The organism is Roseivirga sp., assembly GCF_965216855.1.
Classification (GTDB): domain Bacteria; phylum Bacteroidota; class Bacteroidia; order Cytophagales; family Cyclobacteriaceae; genus Roseivirga.
Map to the genome: position 1 here is coordinate 1,156,699 of NZ_OZ244204.1, position 18,865 is coordinate 1,175,563.

18 protein-coding genes are annotated in these 18,865 nt (G+C 42.1%); 9 read left to right on the plus strand and 9 right to left on the minus strand.

From position 1 onward, the window contains the following. Positions 1-44: 44 nt before the first annotated feature. The 3 genes from ACOOEY_RS05050 (at position 45) to ACOOEY_RS05060 (ending at position 2,102) form a co-directional block, all read left to right on the plus strand. Positions 45-752, plus strand: a complete 708-nt coding sequence (locus ACOOEY_RS05050) for a 3-keto-disaccharide hydrolase (protein ID WP_420387584.1) — start codon at positions 45-47, stop codon at positions 750-752. A gap of 66 nt (positions 753-818) precedes the next feature. Continuing rightward, a complete protein-coding gene (locus ACOOEY_RS05055; protein ID WP_420387585.1) occupies positions 819-1,475 on the plus strand; it encodes a hypothetical protein in 657 nt (218 codons plus the stop codon). A 51-nt stretch (positions 1,476-1,526) separates the two neighbouring features. Further along, positions 1,527-2,102 (plus strand): HD domain-containing protein, encoded by a 576-nt coding sequence (locus tag ACOOEY_RS05060; protein WP_420387586.1) that lies wholly within the window; start codon positions 1,527-1,529, stop codon positions 2,100-2,102. 60 nt (positions 2,103-2,162) lie between these two features. Here the strand turns inward: ACOOEY_RS05060 and ACOOEY_RS05065 are convergent, their stop codons facing one another. Further along, positions 2,163-4,547 (minus strand): ABC transporter permease, encoded by a 2,385-nt coding sequence (locus ACOOEY_RS05065; RefSeq protein ID WP_420387587.1) that lies wholly within the window; start codon positions 4,545-4,547, stop codon positions 2,163-2,165. Positions 4,548-4,665: 118 nt separating this feature from the next. On the opposite strand from ACOOEY_RS05065, the gene ACOOEY_RS05070 reads away from it, so the two are divergent. Beyond that, positions 4,666-5,916, plus strand: coding sequence for a glycosyltransferase (locus tag ACOOEY_RS05070; RefSeq protein WP_420387588.1), 1,251 nt, complete (start codon positions 4,666-4,668; stop codon positions 5,914-5,916). Here the strand turns inward: ACOOEY_RS05070 and ACOOEY_RS05075 are convergent. From ACOOEY_RS05075 to ACOOEY_RS05095, 5 genes are read right to left on the minus strand one after another with little or no spacing between them, the layout of a single operon-like run. After that, positions 5,913-6,830: a glycosyltransferase family 2 protein gene (locus ACOOEY_RS05075; RefSeq protein ID WP_420387589.1), complete on the minus strand. Its 918-nt coding sequence runs from the start codon at positions 6,828-6,830 to the stop codon at positions 5,913-5,915. The genes ACOOEY_RS05070 and ACOOEY_RS05075 overlap by 4 nt on opposite strands. Beyond that, positions 6,827-8,128: a hypothetical protein gene (locus tag ACOOEY_RS05080; protein WP_420387590.1), complete on the minus strand. Its 1,302-nt coding sequence runs from the start codon at positions 8,126-8,128 to the stop codon at positions 6,827-6,829. The genes ACOOEY_RS05075 and ACOOEY_RS05080 overlap by 4 nt, the downstream gene beginning before the upstream one ends. Then, positions 8,101-9,033, minus strand: a complete 933-nt coding sequence (locus tag ACOOEY_RS05085; RefSeq protein ID WP_420387591.1) for a hypothetical protein — start codon at positions 9,031-9,033, stop codon at positions 8,101-8,103. The genes ACOOEY_RS05080 and ACOOEY_RS05085 overlap by 28 nt, the downstream gene beginning before the upstream one ends. Next, positions 9,020-9,421, minus strand: coding sequence for a sugar 3,4-ketoisomerase (locus ACOOEY_RS05090; protein WP_420387592.1), 402 nt, complete (start codon positions 9,419-9,421; stop codon positions 9,020-9,022). Before ACOOEY_RS05090 ends, ACOOEY_RS05085 begins: the two co-directional genes overlap by 14 nt. 1 nt (position 9,422) lies before the next feature. Then, entirely contained in the window at positions 9,423-10,535 is a 1,113-nt protein-coding gene (locus tag ACOOEY_RS05095; RefSeq protein ID WP_420387593.1) for an AAA family ATPase, read from the minus strand. A gap of 157 nt (positions 10,536-10,692) precedes the next feature. Between ACOOEY_RS05095 and ACOOEY_RS05100 the strand changes: the two genes are divergently transcribed. The 4 genes from ACOOEY_RS05100 to ACOOEY_RS05115 are packed head-to-tail and all read left to right on the plus strand — an operon-like array spanning position 10,693 to position 13,135. Next, a complete protein-coding gene (locus ACOOEY_RS05100) occupies positions 10,693-11,583 on the plus strand; it encodes a hypothetical protein (RefSeq protein ID WP_420387594.1) in 891 nt (296 codons plus the stop codon). A 1-nt stretch (position 11,584) separates the two neighbouring features. Beyond that, positions 11,585-12,193 carry an IMPACT family protein gene (locus ACOOEY_RS05105; protein ID WP_420387595.1) on the plus strand — a complete coding sequence of 203 codons (609 nt, stop codon included), beginning with the start codon at positions 11,585-11,587 and terminating at the stop codon, positions 12,191-12,193. A 4-nt stretch (positions 12,194-12,197) separates the two neighbouring features. After that, complete coding sequence (locus tag ACOOEY_RS05110) at positions 12,198-12,608, plus strand: hypothetical protein (protein ID WP_420387596.1); 411 nt, start codon at positions 12,198-12,200, stop codon at positions 12,606-12,608. After that, positions 12,605-13,135, plus strand: coding sequence for a GNAT family N-acetyltransferase (locus ACOOEY_RS05115; RefSeq protein WP_420387597.1), 531 nt, complete (start codon positions 12,605-12,607; stop codon positions 13,133-13,135). The genes ACOOEY_RS05110 and ACOOEY_RS05115 overlap by 4 nt, the downstream gene beginning before the upstream one ends. A gap of 1 nt (position 13,136) precedes the next feature. On the opposite strand, the gene ACOOEY_RS05120 is transcribed toward ACOOEY_RS05115, so the two are convergent. Together ACOOEY_RS05120 and ACOOEY_RS05125 are read right to left on the minus strand one after the other, a co-directional pair. Then, on the minus strand, positions 13,137-15,506 hold the full coding sequence (locus ACOOEY_RS05120; protein WP_420387598.1) for an ABC transporter permease: 2,370 nt from the start codon (positions 15,504-15,506) through the stop codon (positions 13,137-13,139). A gap of 69 nt (positions 15,507-15,575) precedes the next feature. Beyond that, positions 15,576-16,544 carry a DUF4097 family beta strand repeat-containing protein gene (locus ACOOEY_RS05125; RefSeq protein WP_420387599.1) on the minus strand — a complete coding sequence of 323 codons (969 nt, stop codon included), beginning with the start codon at positions 16,542-16,544 and terminating at the stop codon, positions 15,576-15,578. 59 nt (positions 16,545-16,603) lie between these two features. Here ACOOEY_RS05125 and ACOOEY_RS05130 point away from each other — a divergent pair, with 59 nt between their 5' ends. After that, positions 16,604-17,116, plus strand: coding sequence for a DinB family protein (locus tag ACOOEY_RS05130; RefSeq protein WP_420387600.1), 513 nt, complete (start codon positions 16,604-16,606; stop codon positions 17,114-17,116). Positions 17,117-17,118: 2 nt separating this feature from the next. On the opposite strand, the gene ACOOEY_RS05135 is transcribed toward ACOOEY_RS05130, so the two are convergent. Continuing rightward, positions 17,119-18,834, minus strand: coding sequence for a M28 family peptidase (locus ACOOEY_RS05135; RefSeq protein WP_420387601.1), 1,716 nt, complete (start codon positions 18,832-18,834; stop codon positions 17,119-17,121). Positions 18,835-18,865 lie beyond the last annotated feature (31 nt).

Below are 18,865 nucleotides of genomic sequence, written 5' to 3' on the forward strand. Positions count from 1 at the left end.
TTGAAAAAAAATCATTATCTAGTGAATGCCTTAAACAGCAAAACATGAAACGAAACGCGCTAATTCTTCTGACTTTAATAACACTGGTATGCAGTTGCCAGCAAGAAAATGACTGGACCACTCTATTCAATGGAGAAAACCTGGACGGCTGGCATGTCTTTGGTGATGGAAAAAACTATAATGGCTGGTATGTAGATAATGGGGTCTTGGTCTTTGATCCTGCAGAAAGAACAGAAGCCAAAAGTGCCAACCTGATGACCGATCAACAATACACTAACTTTGAACTTTCTCTGGACTGGATGATTTCAGAACACGGCAATTCAGGACTTATGTGGGGCGTAGTGGAAAGCGAGGCCTACGAGCACCCATATCAAACGGGAGCTGAAATACAGATTCTGGATGATGGCTGGACTGAATATGTGACTGAAAGAGGAGATATTAACAGAGCCGGATCACTTTATAACCTAATGCCACCTTCCAAAGTAGTCAGTAAAGGCGATGGTGAATGGAATAGCTACCTCCTCCACATTGATCAGAAAAACAATGAAGGCTTTCTCATATTCAATGGAGAGAGGGTACTCGATTTTCCAGTAAAAGGTCCTGACTGGAGAGCTTTGATCGAAAAGTCACCGTTTGGGAACTGGGAAGGATTTGGTGCTTCTCAGACCGGATACATTGCTCTACAGGAACATGGTGGAAAAGTAGCTTTCAGGAACATCAAAATCAGGGAGCTGAACGAGGGTTCTGAATAACAAGGTACTCATAATCAAATAGTTGCTTTTCAAGCATTTCCTTTGTAGTTTATTCAAAATTCGGTCATGAAACACATACTCAAAAACGGTACTCTGGCAACAATACTTCTGCTGATCTGGGCTTGCGAAAACTATGAATTCGACCCGCCCAATTGTTATATCATTACCGAACCCCTGGAAGTCCCCTATGGCTTTGAAGTAGAGCAAAGTCCACACATGGAAATCAGTATCGGACCAGAGGCCAGACATATCATTCTACAGAGAAGAATGGAAAATACAGGTTCAGTAACCTGTCCTACTGATAGAGACACCTGCCTGAACATAATCTCCATCCATAATTATGATAAACTATTTACTCTGGACTTCAGACGACCAGAAAAGCTCAATGACCTGGTGAACTCTATTGGTATCTCTACCCCTCTCTTAGACAGAGACAGTCTTATGCATATGACTCACCCAACTATCCACATTGGGTTGCAGGTCTACAATTCCTGTGGCAGGGAGTTTTATCCTCTCGACAATATGAGCAGCGAGTTATTCCACAATCGGATCACTGCTGTAAATGAAATCAGTCGCGATGAAGGAGAAATTGACGGCAAATTAATAGACCTGATCGAAGTAGAAGTTTATGGTGAAATCAGAGCTGAGTTTGATGTATTGGGAGAAATAACCCTGGTCACTGCCGACTATCGATTAAGTGAATATATCGTGGAAGAGAAGTAGTCTTATTATTTTTTCTTAGGCAATTTCAATGTCATTGGGTAAGCTTGCCTCATGATTACTGAGGACCTTCAAAAGCAAATAGACTTTGTACACGAAATAGATAAGCTGAAGTACATTCAGCGCATGACCTGCCTTTTCAATAGTGAGCGTAATGAAAACGATGCCGAACATAGCTGGCATCTTTGCATGATGGCTCTGGTTTTGGCCCCTCAAAGCAATGAGAAGCTGGATATGCTGAAAGTGCTTAAGATGTTGCTCATTCACGATGTGGTAGAAATAGATGCTGGCGACACCTTCCTCTTTGACACCACAAAAAACCACACCAATACGGAAGAAGAATTAAAAGCCGCTCAACGTATCTTCGGAATGCTTCCTGATGATCAGGCCAAAGAGCTTATTGCTATCTGGGAAGAATTTGAATCTGCCGAAACTGCCGAAGCTAAGTTTGCCAAGGCAATTGACCGACTGGCTCCCATGATGCAGAATGCGACAAACAATGGTGGCACATGGTCTCAACACAATGTCCCTTATGACACCGTCATTGAAAAGAAAAAGAGAATTAAGGATGGTTCCGAAACTCTCTGGGATTATGCCAAAAGCCTGGTTGACGGATACTATGGTAAATAACATAATGAAAGGGAGGAAGCCATTTCCTCCTTTTCATTTTCAACTCATCAGGCTCTTCTCTTACTCTTCCCTCAGTGACTCTACTGGGTTTCTCACTGCGGCTCTGTAAGTTCTATACCCCACAGTTAAACCTGCTACCAGCAACATTAAAACCAAAGCCAACACAAAATTGAAGAGGTTGATGGATACATGGTAAGCAAAGTCATTCAGCCATTTGTTCATAAAGTAAAAAGCCAGCGGTGCGGCCAGGGCAAAAGCGATTACCAAAAGCAAGGCAAAATCTTTAGAAAGAAGAATTAATATCCTGGAGATAGAAGCACCAAGGACCTTTCTAACCCCTACTTCCTTAATCTTATGCTGCACTTTATGGGCTGCCAAACCGTATAGTCCGAGACAAGCTATGACAATGAAAAATATGGAGAACCAGTTCACCAGTTCTGCTGTCTTCATTTCACTTTCATAGGCACTACTAAAGATTTCATCAAAGAAGGTGTATTCAAATGGATAGCTCGGGTTGAAACTGGCAAAAACCTCTTCAATTTGACGGATCACCTGGTCGGAAGAAGCTCCTTCCAGCTTAACAGATACGCTCCTATGATCCTCACTAAAAAATATCTGGCTGGGCTCCATGTCCAGGTAGAGTGAGTGCTGATAATAATCTTTCAAAACACCAATTACTTTACCCGTATCGCCATACCAGTTGAACATCTCTCTTCCGATTGGGTTTTCCCAACCCAAAGCCTTCACAGCTGTTTCATTGAGTAGAATCGCCTTTTTATCAGAGTCAATCTCAGGATCAAAATTTCGCCCTTCAACCACTTCCAGACCATAGAGACTCACATAATCATAATCAGCAGTGTTAGTATAAATTCTAATGTCTTCATCCGGCTTTCTGCCCGGCCATTTAGCCGTAGTATTTGAGCTGATATTGTTGGGCAGCGAGTTAGATGAAGCTACAGCACTTACTCCTGGTATTTTTCTCAACTCAGCTTTAAATACTGGCAGTTGATCTCTTATGCCTTCATCACGAACACTCAGTACGACAATCTGATCTTTTTCGTAACCTACATCCATGGTTTGAATGTAGTTGAGCTGCTTCCAGATGACTGTTGCGCTGAGGATCAGAGCACATGAAACTGTAAACTGAAATATGACCAGCACATTCCTAAACAGGACATTCTTTTGCCAGTTACTACCTTTTCCTTTCAAAGCCTGCAACGGCTTAAAACGAGCCAAAAGAACGGCCGGATAAATACCAGATACCAATGTAACAGCCACTCCCAGAATGAGTAGCTGGATCAAGGCATCTGACACTTGAAGGGCATAGCTGATATCTTTTCCAACAAAAGAAGAAAAAGCCGGAATAGCGAAAAACATACAGGCCACAGCCAGGAGCAAGGACACAAAGACCAGTAATCCTGATTCAATTAAAAACTGTACCATGAGGCTCTGTTTCTGAGCGCCAATTACTTTTCTGATTCCAATTTCTCTAGTTTTGTTCATCACCCTGGCAGTAGCCAGATTTACATAATTCACTCCTGCAATCACCAGTACCATGACGGCAATTCCAAAGTAGGTCAGCAGGGTTTTCTTATCTACAGATGGGGCAATATCAAAATTAACACCGGAGGTAAAATGTAAATCCTTAAGAGGCTGCAGGTGATAGATAGATTGTTGTCCATCTTCGTCTATCGGATCATCAGCATATTTAGCCCTTATCTCAGGCAATCGGGCTTCCAAAGCAGTGGCATCTGTTCCCTCCTGCAAAAGCATAAAGGTCTGATAAGAACTATTGTCCCAATTATCAAGACGTTCATGATTGTGGGCCATTAAGCCCTCAAAGTGCACCATTACAGGAAGAGTGAAATGAGAATTTTCAGGCATGTCTTCAATCACCGCAGATACCTGCACCGGCAATTCATCCTGATAGCGGATAGTTTTACCTAAAGCTTCCTGAACTGAGCCAAAGTATTTTTCGGCAACACTTCTGGCCAATACGGTAGATTGCCTGTTCAATAAAGGCGCCTTGGGATCTCCGGCAATTACCTCAAGGCTGAATATTTCAAAAATCTGAGGATCCACAGAGTAAGTATTCTCTTCGATATATATCTTATCCCCTACTTTCATCAGGGTATTGGGTGCTCTTCTCACCCGGGTTGCACTTAGTACTTCAGGATAATCAGCTTCCAGGGTTGGAGCCAATGGAGCCGGAACCACCGCATATTGATTACTCCCCTGGTATACATTTCCTACATCTTCTTTATAGACCCGGTAAATTCTATCACTATTCTTATGGTAGCTATCGTAGCCCAGCTCATAGCCAACATAAAGGGCTATCAACATAAAGACAATCAGACTGCTGGAAAGGCCAATTACATTCTGTAAAACATAAGCCTTACTTTTAATTAGCGAACGAATTGAGGTTTTGACATGGTTGGTGAGCATAGTATTGTTTCAAGGTTTCTCCAATGACCGTGAAAGACTTATAACGTTGCATAGTCTTCAGATTTTTTAGTGAGATTGAACTTTCTGCTTTATTGAAAGACCTTTAAAAAAAGTGCTCATGAAATATTTACTCATAGCTATTGGAACCAGAGGAGATATTGAGCCATTTCTGGCGGTGGGAGAACTACTCCTCAAAAATGGTCATGAAGTAGCTGGCCTCTTCCCTGCTCAATATGGGCCATTGGCTATGGAAAGCAATATCAGATTCCTTCCCTTCGATGCCGGCTTTATTGATATGATTGAGGGTGAGGTTGGTCAGCAGGCATTGGGAGGAACCAAGAGCTTCTGGGGGAGAATCAAGGCTTACTATCGACTCTATAAAACCTCGAAAGTCGTGAACAACAACATATTCAGAGAGCAAATAGAGTTTCTCGAAGCTGAAAAACCTGATGTTATCATTCACAGCATTAAGGCCACAGTCCCTATATACTGGGGCATGAAGACCGGCAAACCCAGCATTATGCTCAGCCCAATCCCCTGCGTTACACACGCGGTAAAAGATAAATCTTCCATGGCCTTTCGAGGTCGGGATTTTGGCCGGATAGTAAACAGATGGACTTATAACTTCACCCGATACGCCACTATTAAAAACCTCAGGGTCTATTTAAAAAAGCTGAATGAACCCGACCCGGGTCAAAAAGCCTTAAGCGAAGCCATGATGAATGAAACCGCTGTTTACACCGTGTCGCCAAGTTTCTTCAACCTAAAAGGTCAGCCCGACCATGTTCATTTTCTGGGTTATCAGGAAAGAAACAAAACAAAACACTGGACTCCATCATCAGAACTACAGCAGTTCATTGATCGAAACAAGCGGTTTATGTTTATCACCTTCGGTAGTATGAGCAATCCTGAGCCTGAAGTCAAAACTCAAATCGTAATGAACGCACTGACTCAACTGGGAATCCCGGCCATAATTAATACAGCCGGAGGTGGTCTGAAAGAACCGGAGGTATACGATCAGGACATGATCCATTTTGTAAAGAGCATACCTTATGACTGGATTTTACCTAAGGCTTATGCAGCGATCCACCATGGAGGATCGGGAACTACTCACTTGGTGGTCAAATATGGTTGTGCAAGCACTATCATCCCCCACATCATCGATCAATACTTTTGGAATAATGTAATGAGTGAATTGCAAATCGGACCGAAAGGAACTTCCATAGCCAGGTTAAATGAGAATAAACTCGTAGAAATCATGAGCGCTCTTTGGTCAGATGAGAAATATAAAAACAACGCTATAGCAATAGGAAAGAGAATAATGGAAGAAGATTATGAAACTGAAATTCTACAGTCCCTGACTCCTTAGTGCTTCGAATCAACCCTTCTGAAACGATAACCCAACCTAGAAACCAGATTTATCCGTCCTCCCGTATCCATCATTAGCTGCTCATAATTCTTTGCCAGTTGATAATTTCCGGAACGCATGCATTGCCTGTATTCGTAATTAATTCTTTCTCTCAATGCCTTTATTTCAGCCCTGGTCTTACATAGCTGAAATGCCTTTTGGCATACCTTGAAAATGGATGTCATTTGCTCGTTGAAATGAAAGCGATAGCGCTGGTCTGACATACTACCTGCCAGCTTCCTTTTTTGAAGATGGACTTCATCGAGATAGGCATACTTCCAGTATCTGCTGGAGCGTACCCAGAAGTCAAAATCTTCATAGGCCAACTGTTCATCATAGCCTCCCAGCCTATCAAACACTTCCTTCCTAATCACCATAGTTGGTGTACAGATAAAATATCTTTTTAAAATCCATGAGAAGATATCACCAGATGGCACGGACTTAATCATGCCTTTCTGAAAGAGAATGTCATTATGGTTTCCAATAACCTGCCCTTGTTGATCTATATAATCTGCATTGGAAAAAACCACTCCTGTTTCGGGATCAGATTCCTCAAACTTCTGAAGGGACCCGGCAATAAAATCTGGCTTCATTACATCATCTAATGCAAAGTCGATCACATATTCACCTTTACAAAGCTTTAGTCCTTCATTAAAGGTCTTGGTATATCCCTGATTGGTCTTATGAAAGATGGTTTGCACTTCCCTTTCTCCAATCGTCTCTTTAATCTGCTTCACACTATCGTCCTTACTCCCATCGTCAAGAATAATAAGCTGGAGGTTTTCATAAGTCTGACTGAAAACGGATTGAAGGGCTTCCTTAATAAAGGGGGCGTGATTATAAGCAATACAAATCACGGATACCAATGGCTTCATCTGAACAGGAGCTTACGGTTAAAAATGACCAAAATGAAGAAAAAGCCGATGTACCTCCACATATAAGCCAATGTCAATGCTTCGAGCTGATAGTGCTGCAATAAGAGGGAGATACAACCCAAATAAATAGCAGCAGAAATCAACTGAGCCCCAATATATTTCATGGTCTCTACCCTGGCACTTAACAGATAGGCAAGCAGGTAAGAGAGTATACAAAACAAATCACCTATCACCTGATATCTGACCAGATAAGCCGCCTTCTCAAATCCATTATCGAAGAAGAGTTTGAGCACAAATTCTTTGTTGAGGTAGTAGACGCCCAAACACATGACGGAAACGAAGGCCACAAATCCCATGACCCTGGCCACATAATATTTAAGTGCCGCTCTATCATGTATCAGAGAAGCCATTTTAGGATAATAAACCACTCCTACCGTGCCGGTAAAAACCAGTAGATAACTGGTAGACATTTTAGCCACTGATTGCCAGAGCCCGGTTCGGTCCAACCCATAGAGATCAATGATATAATCTCTTACACCGAAATCGAGAAGCCTTCCAAAAACGATGGCACTGATCGCCATGGCGATGAACCTGGCAATACGCTTCAGTGACTTCCAGTCGGGTTTACCAAAGCTTAGTCGAATCGACTTCCTTCTCCAGATGAGGTACCCTAGCGCCACAAAGGACATCAGGCCATAACCCAGAGCAAAGCTGAGCAGTGCCTGATCAATCGTACCATATTTAACCCCCAGATAAACTACAGCGACTAATATGACAAGGCCGCTAATATTGATGATCGCATATACCTTCACTTTCCTGAGGGCCAGAATTACCGAGTTGAGGTAGCCTGACATGAGCATGAGAAAAACTGCCGGAATAAAGATCATCAGAAACTCTCTGGCTGATAATTCCTGAATGAACCGGTCGAAGAAGTATTCCTTTTGCCAAAAATAAAGTGCCCCTAAAGTGGCCATATAGATACATAGCGTCACCCAGAAGCCCGTTCTGAAGATTCTGCGTTTCTCTTCCTCTTTCAGTGTAGCATCTGACCAGTATTTCATGATACTGCGATTCACCCCTTCACTAGGCAAAAGAGTAAAGAGCGAGGTCAGGTTCTGGAAATGCGACAATAAAGTAATACCAGCAGGGCCCAATAATACAGCAAAGAGCTTATTGATGGTTAGACCACCTAAGGCTCTAAAGGCCACAGCTGTAAATGACCAGGAAGAACTCTTCAGGAAATTAGATTTCAATAGTCGTGTCTTTACTTCTAATTTAGTTTTTTCCTCCAACTCCATGAATGATAAATCTTTGCACCTAACCTTTCTTTGAAAAGCCTCAAACTGGTATTCACATTTTTATGGACATACGATGTCCCTAAATCGAGGTGACGATAACCATTGAATCTGCCCCAATCATAAATACCATCGACCAGCATAACCATGGGACTATAGGAATTATAGGCATCATAGCTGGCTGGAAAGAAGTTATACAGTACTCCATCTCCCACATCAACCACTATACTCCCTGCTATCATCAATTCTCCATTTAGCACTCCAAAGGCCATATAAGCTTTTGGATTTCGCTTGCTTGAATTATGCAAATCTGCCCATGTCATTGACAGTCCCTTATTTGCGGCATTCCTCCATCGATCTATCTGTTTAAAGGCCCCGGACAGCTCACTTTTAGCATACTTCTTAAAAATGAACCCTGCCTTTTGACACTTTTTGATTCTCCGCTTCTGCATATCAGCCATTTGCTCTGACAGTGGGGTATCTGTAATGTCAATTCCCTGATAAACTCTTTCCTGAATCAGATCATACCCTGACTCTGAGAACAGCTCATTCACTAAATCCTGCCCCTGATAGTTTTCCGGAGGCTGATGTATTCTTAGCTCTTCTACATCTTCACTTCTCAAGGTATTTTCTACACTATTCAAAAACCACTTTAAGGCCGAAGAGGAGATATTTTCATTCAATTCAATTCCACCGAAAGGGGCTTTTACGGGACTCATGGCTGCCTCGCCTTCTACGCTTACCACAAGGTGTGCCTCATACTGATCTTTAGCTTTATTGAATAGGTATAAGTGTTTCTGAGGAAGATCATTATTAGTCTTCAGAAATGAATGACTGTTATACAGCCATGACTTACAGGCTATTGACTTTGACTCAATCGGTGATTCATGTAACTCAAAGGTTTCCATTGAACGCTGATTTATCCCTGATATAATCCTCCTCCGAAAACTCATCGGATGCTAAGCCCAATAACAGTGCTTTTCCTTTAAAGAGCATTTTGCCCCACCATAAGGGCGGTATATAGAGACCGAGTTTTGGATTATCCAGGGTGTAACTCATTACCGTACCTGTCTGGTCTTCCAACACTACCTCAATGACTCCCTGTAAACAAACAATGACCTGCTGACCAGTCTTATGGGCATGATCTCCCCTAACCTGTAGCTCAGGCACCTGAGTAAGCCAGTAGACTCTTTTGACCTCAAAGGGAATATCCTTTAGCTCTTCTAGAAAGCTTAGGTTACCTCTTGTCTCCAATCGACAGTTAAACTCATATAATTCAGGCCTTTTCTGTTTCATATCAGGCATTGTATTTTAAATAATGCTCCAGAAACACATCGTATAATCTGTAGCTATCTTCTTCCTTAATGATAATCTGCTTGGAAAGCAGTGCATTAATGACTCTTAGCATGCTGCTGGAATTAGTAAATCCAGCAAACTGCAAAAACTCATTCCCTGTAGGAGCATATACCCTACCAAACCTGGCAAAAGCTTTGGTAACCACAAACTGCTGCGGTGTAATACGATCGGGCAGCTCAGCATAGAAAACTCCCTTCTCATCGATATAAGGATAGTAAACCTGTTCAAACTCATTCCAGGTCTTAGGCACCTTACGCAGGCTGTAGAGGTAATTGAAAGTAGCCTGAACATAGTAGGTATGCCGATAGGTGGCATCAAGAATTTTGCTTACTAATTCATCTGAAATCTGCTTCTTACCGGAATTAAATTTCTCGAGAATAAATGCCTGATACTTCTCCTTATCGATAGCCCCGAGATGAATCATGCGGGTACTTTGAAAAAAGGGCCTGTCGTAAGTATTGAATATCTCATTGATGAGGTGCTGCTCACTACCACTATAAATGAATGTAATATTGTGGCTTTGCTGTGTAAGTTTTCTGAAGGTAGCCTCTATGGGAGTAGAATCAGGGCCATATTTCTTTACCTCCTGAAATTCATCGATAGCCAGAACTACGCGCTTATCCTGGTTATTCAGGAATGCTATGATCTCTTCAAGGCTTTTAAAAGTGCTTATCCGGTCGTTGTAAACTATATCTACCGAAGGCCTGCCGTCCAGACCTAATGTAAAAGAGGTACCTAAAGACTTAACGAAATCCTGCAGTTTCTTTCCAAAGCCTCTGCTCGAAAAAATACTGCTTCTAATGACTCCATTAGATAGTTCTTTGAGCAACTCTGAAACTGAACTACTTCCCCATATATCTACATAAATAAAATAGCAGTCATCACCCAGGGCTTGTTCAACGTGTTTTAAGAGTGATGACTTACCCATTCTGCGAATAGAATGGACAGTTATATCCTGTTGATTCCTGATAGAATTAACAATTTTATCCGTTTCCTCTTCTCTATCACAGAAAAATTCGGAACTTATATAACCTTTTAAAAGAAACGGATTCATATCAAATACAACTCATACAAAGGTAACGAGTGTATAATAGATTTACAATCTGTAACTTACATTATGTAATTTACAACTTGTAAGTTACAATATGTAAGTTTAATAGTGACTCCTATAAAGCGGCTCAAGAAATGTCTTTTGTGTAATTTCGCAGGCTATGTTTTATCTGCTCCTTACCATATTGGCCAATGTGGCCATATTCATGTCGTTTCGCTCCTTTAGCAGATTTGACATTAAGACATTACCAGCCATTGTAGTCAACTACGGAGTATGTGTCATTACCGGAACACTATATGTAGGCAGTCCGGAAGTCATTTCCAGCTTCGATCCGGTTTCACCCTGGTTTATTTCTGCTTCCATGCTGGGTCTGATATTCATCTCCACTTTCTTCCTTATGGCTCATACTACACAAGTGAGAGGTGTATCGGTCGCTACGGTTGCCAGTAAAATGAGTCTTGCCATACCAGTCATATTTAGTTTATTCATCTTCAAGTATGCCGTAAATACATTAGATGGGTGGAATTACCTGGGCATTGTACTTTCCTTTATAGCCATTGCACTTGTAAGCCGTAAAGCCAATAAAGAAGGGGCCAGCCCGATCACCTTTCGGTTTTTACTACTTCCCATGGCTGTGTTCCTTCTGGGAGGATTAATTGATACTTCTCTTAATTATGTGAATCATCATTTCATAGATGAGGAAATCGAACCTGTTTTTCCCATCTTCATTTTCCTGGCAGCTTTTGCTCTAGGTCTCATTATTTGCCTGATCAAAAAGGTAAAGTTTGGCCCTAAGGAATTCCTTGGCGGACTCTATCTGGGAGTACCCAATTATTTCTCCATCTACTTTCAGCTTAAAGCCTTATCAGCTTTTGAAAACAATGGTGCGATTGTCTACCCGGCACTAAACATTGGAATTATCATCGGGTCCACCTTATTGGCTATACTGCTTTTCAGGGAAAAGCTCTCTAAACTCAACTATATCGGGGTAGCTTTAGCATTAGTGGTGATCTTCCTTTTGAGCTATCAGGAGATTTTAAAAGCTTTGTAACATGCAGGATTCATACCTCACCATTTCCAAAACCTCTGAGGGCTTCTACAAGGAGAAAGGCAGTAAGTTCATTGGCCTGGCCATGCCCGCCAAAACAGAAGAGCAGGTTAAGGAACAACTGGAAGAGATTAAGAAAACCTATTATGATGCCCGACACCACTGTTATGCTTACATATTGGGTGCCGACAGTACACAATACAGAGCCAATGATGATGGCGAACCTAATCATTCAGCGGGTGACCCTATTCTCGGACAAATTCGTTCCAGAGAACTTACAAATACCCTGGTAGTGGTGGTACGGTATTTTGGAGGCACCAAGTTAGGCGTCAGCGGACTCATTAATGCTTATAAAACAGCTGCTTCCGATGCACTGGACCAAAGCAATGTAGTAGAGAAATTAATTACTCAACCAGTGCGGTTTGTCTTTCCTTATGAAGAAATGAATGAGGTAATGAAACTGGTGAGCGACTTTGAACTGGAAATCATTAGCCAGGATTTTCAAATGGAATGCGAATTAAAGGCGGAAGTTATCGTTTCAAAAGCAGAAGAGCTGACCAGCAAATGTCAACTGCTTCACGACCTTGGAAGAAACATTCAGTTCAACATTTAATGCCATGAAAAAATTAAGATATCTGGTATTGACCTCCCCGCTCTTTCTCGCCATGACCTGTCATAACCTGGCCTACAAAATGGCGAAGAGCATAGAAGTTTCTACAGAAATCAGTGACAGTCACCTTCAGACAGTAGTCAGGTTCGATGAGCAATACCTGAGCAAAAAAAGGGTAGACTCAGTACTCTTTTCATTTTCGGATCAGTTTGGAGACCCCATATCCTCTTCCAGAAAAAATATAGAAAGGAAATCAACTTCTACGCTGACTGAAATTAAAGATCAAATTTCGCTAAGCAACCTCAACCTACCCGATACACTTGAAGTATATGTAACCTTCAGGCTTTACAAACGAGCCAGATACCTGGAGTCGGTAAATCTGAACATTGCCATGTACGACCTAACCAAAAATCAATGACCAGACATCAGTACCAATTCCCAATTGAGAGTGAAAGAATAAGCTTTCGATTATTAACACCATCTGATAAAGAGGCCTGGAAAGCCTTTTTTACCGACAACCCTCATCTACACTTTGTCGGTGTTACCAATCCCAAATCACCTGAAGAAGAATCTCAGATTTGGGTAGAAAGGCAAATGAAGCGCTATGGTGAAACAGGTGTTGGCATCCTGGCTGCCTGTCTCAAAGAGACCGGAGAACTTATAGGGAATGCTGGTATTATTTGGCGCGATGATATCTTAGGCAAAGAGCGATACGAAATAGGATACTCTGTTACTCCTCAGTATTGGAATCAGGGATTTGCCTCTGAAATGGCCATTCGACTCAAGGAATATTTTCAAGAGCACCAAATAGACAGCAGCGTTATATCCATTATTCATGTCGACAACATTGGATCGCAGAAAGTGGCTGAAAAAAACGGAATGAGCCGAGGCCCTCAATTTGAGTTTCTCGACTCACCCTGTTACTTATACGAATATCATTTCTAGCCTACTCCGTCCTTAGAGAAGATGCAGGGTTGGCAAGTGCTGCCCTTCTGGCCTGATTGACTACCACCACAATGGCAAAAGCTAAAGCAATTACGCCCGTGAGAGCAAATATCCACCAGTCTAAAGAGGTCCTAATGGTGTATCGTTGCAGGTAGCTCTTAAGCATGAAATATGCCAGTGGAGCAAAGATCACGAAGGAGATTAGCACTAATTTGGCAAAGCCAATAGACATAAGCCCTACCAGATTAGTAACAGAGGCACCCAATACCTTCCTGATTCCAATCTCTTTAATACGCTGCTGTGCCATATAAGAGGCCAGACCAAATAATCCCAGACCAGTAATAAAGATGGTGAGCAAGGCAAAAATGGTTGACAGCTTACGAGTCAAATTAATGGTGGTATACTTACGCTCAAAAGCTTCATCGGCAAACTCATACTCAAATGGGTAGGCCGGATTGTATTGCTCAAACACTTCCTGAATGCCTGCCATTGTTTCCTGCATATTGTCTGTAGATCTCAACCTTAGTGTTACAGAACCTCCCCAGTCATCGATGACCATAAACATCGGTCGAACCTCTTCATAAGGAGACCCCATCATAATGTTATCAATAACACCCACCAAAGGTCTCTTTTCACCCCATAAATCAAGCTGCGTGCCGATCGGATCTCCTTCAATACTCATCAGATCCAGAGCCGCCTTATTAATTACAATCCCGGATGAGTCTGTAGCAAACTCTTTGCTCAAATCCCGTCCATAAAGCATCTTCGCTCCCATTGTCTCCGCATAATCATAACCCCTCACCACTGTGACAAACATGACACGTTGTGATTCAGGTTTACCTGGCCACCCCAAAAAGTTATTGGAGTTAATACTTGTTATCCGGCTGTTGGAACGGGTCATGTTAACGATCAGATTCTTTCTTTTCAACTCATTCTTGATCACATCATAATTGTCCTTAATAGCTTCGGTTAAGGTCATGGAAATTAGCCCTTCCTGTTCATACCCTATGTCTCTGCTCTTAGCCAGGTCTATTTGCTTAAGAATAACCACTGTACTAATGATCAAAACAATAGCAAAACCAAACTGTAACATTACCAGAATCTTCCTTGGCAGATTGGCATTCTTACCTATGGATATCTTACCCTTAAGCGTTTTAACAGGGTTAAAAGAGGAGAGGTATAATGATGGATAACTACCTGAGAATACTCCGGTAACGAGTATGATCAGAAAAGAGAATATCCAGAATTCAGATGAGCTGAGGTCTATAAACAGATGCTTATCTACCAGGTTATTATAGGAAGGTAATGCCACCAAAACCAGCAGCATAGCCAGCACATAGGAGATCAGTGAAATCAGAATTGATTCACCATAAAACTGCATAATCAATTGCCCTCTCCTAGAGCCTAAAGTCTTTCTTATTCCCACTTCCTTTGCTCTTCGCTCTGATCGGGCTGTTGCCAGGTTCATAAAATTGATGCAGGCAATAATCAGGATGAACATGGCAATTACAGAGAACAGCGTCACATACTCATGCTGTCCTCCTGCCTCTTCTCCATTTTCGAAGCTGGTGTGTAATCTCCAACGAGACATCGGGTGCAAAAAGAATTCTCTGGGCACATCTGTTTGCCCCTTTTCGGTTAAAATATTAGCAATACCTGCTTCTACTTCTGCTTCATCTGTTTTATTCGCTAACTCTACATAAACCTGGAAAGAGTAGTTACCCCAGTTATCCTGATTGTCTCTCACCCACTGCTGAATAGATGCTCTATGCTTCCATGGAATGAGGTAATCGAATTGAAAGGAGGAATTCTCCGGAACATCTTTTACAATTCCCGTCACCTGAAGAGTAGACAAGTCCTCTACTTTGAGAAACTTACCGATGGGGTCTTCACCTTCTTCAAATAAAGTAGCTGCCAGATGTTCTGAAATGACTATTGACGAGGGGTCGTCTAAAACCTTGCTACGTTCCCCTTTAATCATGGGGAACTCGAACATATCGAGGAATTCTTCACTTACATAGTATCCTTGTATGTTGATTCGCTTGTCTCCATTAGCCACCAAACGATTTCCACCCCAGCCTGAAACAGCCGAATTGACAATCTTGGCATGAGCTGACTTCATTTCCATATAGGTAGGAAGCGGAACGGAATTCCATGACTGTACGCTCCCATCGAAGGAAGCATTCACCCATACCTGATGGAGCTTATCTACTTTAGGAATAAACTGATCGAACGAGGTTTCATCTTTCACCCAGAGCAGGATCAGGACACTACAGGCTATCCCAACCGACAGACCTGAAATATTGATTACAGAGTATAATGAGTTTTTTCGAAGGCTGCGTAAGGCAACCACAATGAAGTTTTTGAGCATTTGACCTTTAGATTATTGAGTGTAGTAAAGACTGAAAGGCCGTGAAATCGTTACACGGCCCTGCTCATTTTATTTTCTAACCTCGGCACGACCCGAACCGGTTGATATACGAATCTGGATATTCTTATTTCCAACCTTCGCTTCTTTGACATATCCATTACTGCGACCTCTCCAGTTTCCTCCTCTATCGTCCTTATACTCTTTATCGAAGCGGAAAGGAGCACGAATATCATCTTCATCATTTGCTCTCATATAGAACTCCCCGGCAATTTCCTGACCATTGAAATCGAGAGTGGCGTTCCCTGATCCTGTGCTAATTGAGACATCAAAGTTTAATGCTGTAGCAAGCTCCAACTGAGCATTTCCTGAACCCGTGTTGAATGAGGACGCTCCGGTAATTCGAGCCTCTTGCACATCGATATTACCACTACCAGTGTTCAGGGTAAGTGATCCTTCGATACCATTGGCCCTGATATTCCCACTTCCGGTATTGAAATCAGCATCTCCTTTTACATTATCCAACCTGATTGAACCTGAGCCGGTATTAGCATCCATACGACCATCAACATCTCTCAATGTGATATTCCCCGAACCTGTATTAGCTCTTACGTCACCCTCAACTTTATCCAGTTCGATATTCCCTGAACCAGTATTGGATCTTAATTCTACACGAACTCCCATTACTTCAATGTTACCCGAACCTGTTTTGAAATCCATCTCCAATCCATCAGGAATCTCCAATGTCCATTCAGAATATCCTCTGGTCCATCTGCTTCTACTAAAGTCTTCTTCTATGAACAGCTGATCGCCACTTTGTTCGAAGGTGGGTTTGTAGTCTTCTTCATCATAAGTATACTCTACTGTGACTCTCACTTCATTAGAACTACTCTTTTTTATGGTTCCGTTACCTGAGGCAGTAGTCAGCCTGATGTTCTTAATTCCCGTGAAGGTTTTTTCTATTTTCTCCTGCGCCTGAACTGTACCCAAAGCTAAAAGAAAGCAGAGTACTGTTAGTGATATCTTGATTTTTTGCATCATATTAAGGTTTTTCTCAAAGACAGCATTCAACCTCAAAGGATGCATGCGCACCAACAATTATGAAAAATCTGTCAATCATCAATCAGTTGGAATCACATATTCCTGTAATGGCAAGCCTGTTGAACCATGATGCCGATCATGAATTAATTACCTGGAGACCTCAGGCAGAAAAGTGGTGCCTGCTTGAAATCATTTGTCATTTGGTGGATGAAGAAATGCATGATTTCCGAAAAAGAGTGCGGCTGGCTTTATTCCCTGATCAGTATAAACTGGAAGCGATTGACCCTGAGGGCTGGGTAACTTCTAAGCGATATATGGAGCAGGATTATGAAACTAAGATTGCTACCTGGGTTTCGGAAAGGAAGGCATCTGTAGAGTGGTTGCGATCATTAAACAACCCTGACTGGAATAGCTACTTTGAGCACCCACAACGGGGGAAAGTATCTGCCAGCTTTTACCTCAACAATTGGTTAGCGCATGACTATATTCACATCAGGCAAATCACCCAATTGAAACGAGCCTATCTGAACCAATTCGGAGGGCAGGACCTTGAGTACGCAGGACGTTGGTGAAATTAATGAAGCTGGCTTCTTAGCAAATTGCTAAAGGTAATCATAGCCGATCTGGTCTCTTCAAGGTTCTTTTTGAAGGCTCTCTGATCTTTAGGCTCTATATCCATCACTGTTTCAAAAGCCTTTGAATAATAATCGATCCAGGTGTTCAATATTTCCAGCTCTTCATCCTTGTCGGCTCCATTTTCAATATTGCTTTTACTCAGGTTCATTTCCTGCTGAAGCCTGATGGTAGCTGCAGTTGATGTATTAAGTAATACCATGTCAGCAAGATGATCCTGATGCTCTGTGAGCATTAAGGCTATGGTAAGGGCACCAAGTCCTACATTGTGGAGCGTTTCTTTGGATACTTTGTCAATCCTGTCTCCATCTGTATGATAAAACTGATCGGTAAAGTGCCAAAGCAGCAGACCTGGTATATTCCCTTGTAAAAAAGGGACGTGGTCACTTCCTCCTTCAAACGGATTAAACCTCACTTCCCAGTCTCTATCATCTCCGATTTTTTCAAAAACTGAAATAACCAGATCATTAAAGTAATGAGGTTTAATTCTGTCCTTACTCAAAGGCTGACCTCCCCACTCAGTATGTTTTTCTATTCCACGAACCCAAACGGCACCCGGGTCGGGCATTTTTTCAATCAGAAATGTTCCTCCTGTCTTCTCGGTATCTTCTCCTACCATATCGAGGCTCATGCCCCATTTAATCCCTTTGGCCCTCTCCGGGTCTTCCTGAACATATCTTCTGGTGGAAACAATCTCATCTCCAAAAAGGTAAGTAATGGTTCTTTCAGGGTCAATCCTTCCGGCCTTCAATAGTCTGGCAGAAGAAGCCGCTACTTCAGACAGTACGCCCACTCCACTGGCATTATCATTAGCCCCTGGTTCCTGTACATGAGCACTGAACACAAAGCGTTCATCGGGCTTTTGGCTTCCTCTTAGCTCTGCTACCAAAGTCAATTCTTCAGCTTCATATATCCTGGTCTCCAGGTTGACCTGAATACCATACTGATCGACAAACAGAGCATCCATTAACTGCTCATAGGCCCTCGTGGAAAGCAATATGGCGAATGACTTCTTTTCTTCATTGAGAGGGATACCTTTAAACGATATAGAATTAATGTGTTTGGTTGGTTGATTAAAGTCCGGTATATCGTAAACCATCACCCCCAATGCACCACGTTTTTCTACAGCCTCCTGGAAGAACATGCGAACGGACCCGGACCCCACTACTACTTTGCCCTCCATGTCATAATCATCGAAGTCTGCCGGCTTAGAGTCTCCAACAAAGACCATTTCAAAATCCTGACTCCCCTTGGTACTAAACGAATTAATAGCGATCATATTCCGATTGGAAGCAAAGTTGAGTATCTCTACCCCTGAAGCCAATTTCAAACTCCCGGCTACCGGTTCCCAGGTTTTTCTGGAAAGGCTTCTTTTTTCAATCCGGTAAACCAGACGGTCACCGGAAGTAGCTTGCTCTTCGTTGACAAAACCTGCCTTCTCCAGTTTATCTGCTACGTAATAAATACTCTTATTAAAGCCCTCATTACCAACAACCCTAAAATATTGTTCTACAAAAGCAACAGTATTATATGCTTTCTCTTTATCAAAAGTCTCCTCAACCATGTCGAGATAAGGCTGCTGAAAATTATCGAATTGAAAAGCCACTGCTGAATGAGACATCAGCAAAGTGATGAGAAGTACTAGCTTTGATTTCATGAGGTAGGGTTTGCAACGAAGATACCAAAGA

What these genes read in the sequence shown, in the direction of transcription:
- ACOOEY_RS05050 (WP_420387584.1), top strand. Translation starts at nt 45, where the DNA reads ATGAAACGAAACGCGCTAATTCTTCTGACTTTAATAACACTGGTATGC.
- ACOOEY_RS05055 (WP_420387585.1), top strand. Translation starts at nt 819, where the DNA reads ATGAAACACATACTCAAAAACGGTACTCTGGCAACAATACTTCTGCTG.
- ACOOEY_RS05060 (WP_420387586.1), top strand. Translation starts at nt 1,527, where the DNA reads ATGATTACTGAGGACCTTCAAAAGCAAATAGACTTTGTACACGAAATA.
- ACOOEY_RS05065 (WP_420387587.1), bottom strand. Translation starts at nt 4,547, where the DNA reads ATGCTCACCAACCATGTCAAAACCTCAATTCGTTCGCTAATTAAAAGT.
- ACOOEY_RS05070 (WP_420387588.1), top strand. Translation starts at nt 4,666, where the DNA reads ATGAAATATTTACTCATAGCTATTGGAACCAGAGGAGATATTGAGCCA.
- ACOOEY_RS05075 (WP_420387589.1), bottom strand. Translation starts at nt 6,830, where the DNA reads ATGAAGCCATTGGTATCCGTGATTTGTATTGCTTATAATCACGCCCCC.
- ACOOEY_RS05080 (WP_420387590.1), bottom strand. Translation starts at nt 8,128, where the DNA reads ATGGAGTTGGAGGAAAAAACTAAATTAGAAGTAAAGACACGACTATTG.
- ACOOEY_RS05085 (WP_420387591.1), bottom strand. Translation starts at nt 9,033, where the DNA reads ATGGAAACCTTTGAGTTACATGAATCACCGATTGAGTCAAAGTCAATA.
- ACOOEY_RS05090 (WP_420387592.1), bottom strand. Translation starts at nt 9,421, where the DNA reads ATGAAACAGAAAAGGCCTGAATTATATGAGTTTAACTGTCGATTGGAG.
- ACOOEY_RS05095 (WP_420387593.1), bottom strand. Translation starts at nt 10,535, where the DNA reads ATGAATCCGTTTCTTTTAAAAGGTTATATAAGTTCCGAATTTTTCTGT.
- ACOOEY_RS05100 (WP_420387594.1), top strand. Translation starts at nt 10,693, where the DNA reads ATGTTTTATCTGCTCCTTACCATATTGGCCAATGTGGCCATATTCATG.
- ACOOEY_RS05105 (WP_420387595.1), top strand. Translation starts at nt 11,585, where the DNA reads ATGCAGGATTCATACCTCACCATTTCCAAAACCTCTGAGGGCTTCTAC.
- ACOOEY_RS05110 (WP_420387596.1), top strand. Translation starts at nt 12,198, where the DNA reads ATGAAAAAATTAAGATATCTGGTATTGACCTCCCCGCTCTTTCTCGCC.
- ACOOEY_RS05115 (WP_420387597.1), top strand. Translation starts at nt 12,605, where the DNA reads ATGACCAGACATCAGTACCAATTCCCAATTGAGAGTGAAAGAATAAGC.
- ACOOEY_RS05120 (WP_420387598.1), bottom strand. Translation starts at nt 15,506, where the DNA reads ATGCTCAAAAACTTCATTGTGGTTGCCTTACGCAGCCTTCGAAAAAAC.
- ACOOEY_RS05125 (WP_420387599.1), bottom strand. Translation starts at nt 16,544, where the DNA reads ATGATGCAAAAAATCAAGATATCACTAACAGTACTCTGCTTTCTTTTA.
- ACOOEY_RS05130 (WP_420387600.1), top strand. Translation starts at nt 16,604, where the DNA reads ATGAAAAATCTGTCAATCATCAATCAGTTGGAATCACATATTCCTGTA.
- ACOOEY_RS05135 (WP_420387601.1), bottom strand. Translation starts at nt 18,834, where the DNA reads ATGAAATCAAAGCTAGTACTTCTCATCACTTTGCTGATGTCTCATTCA.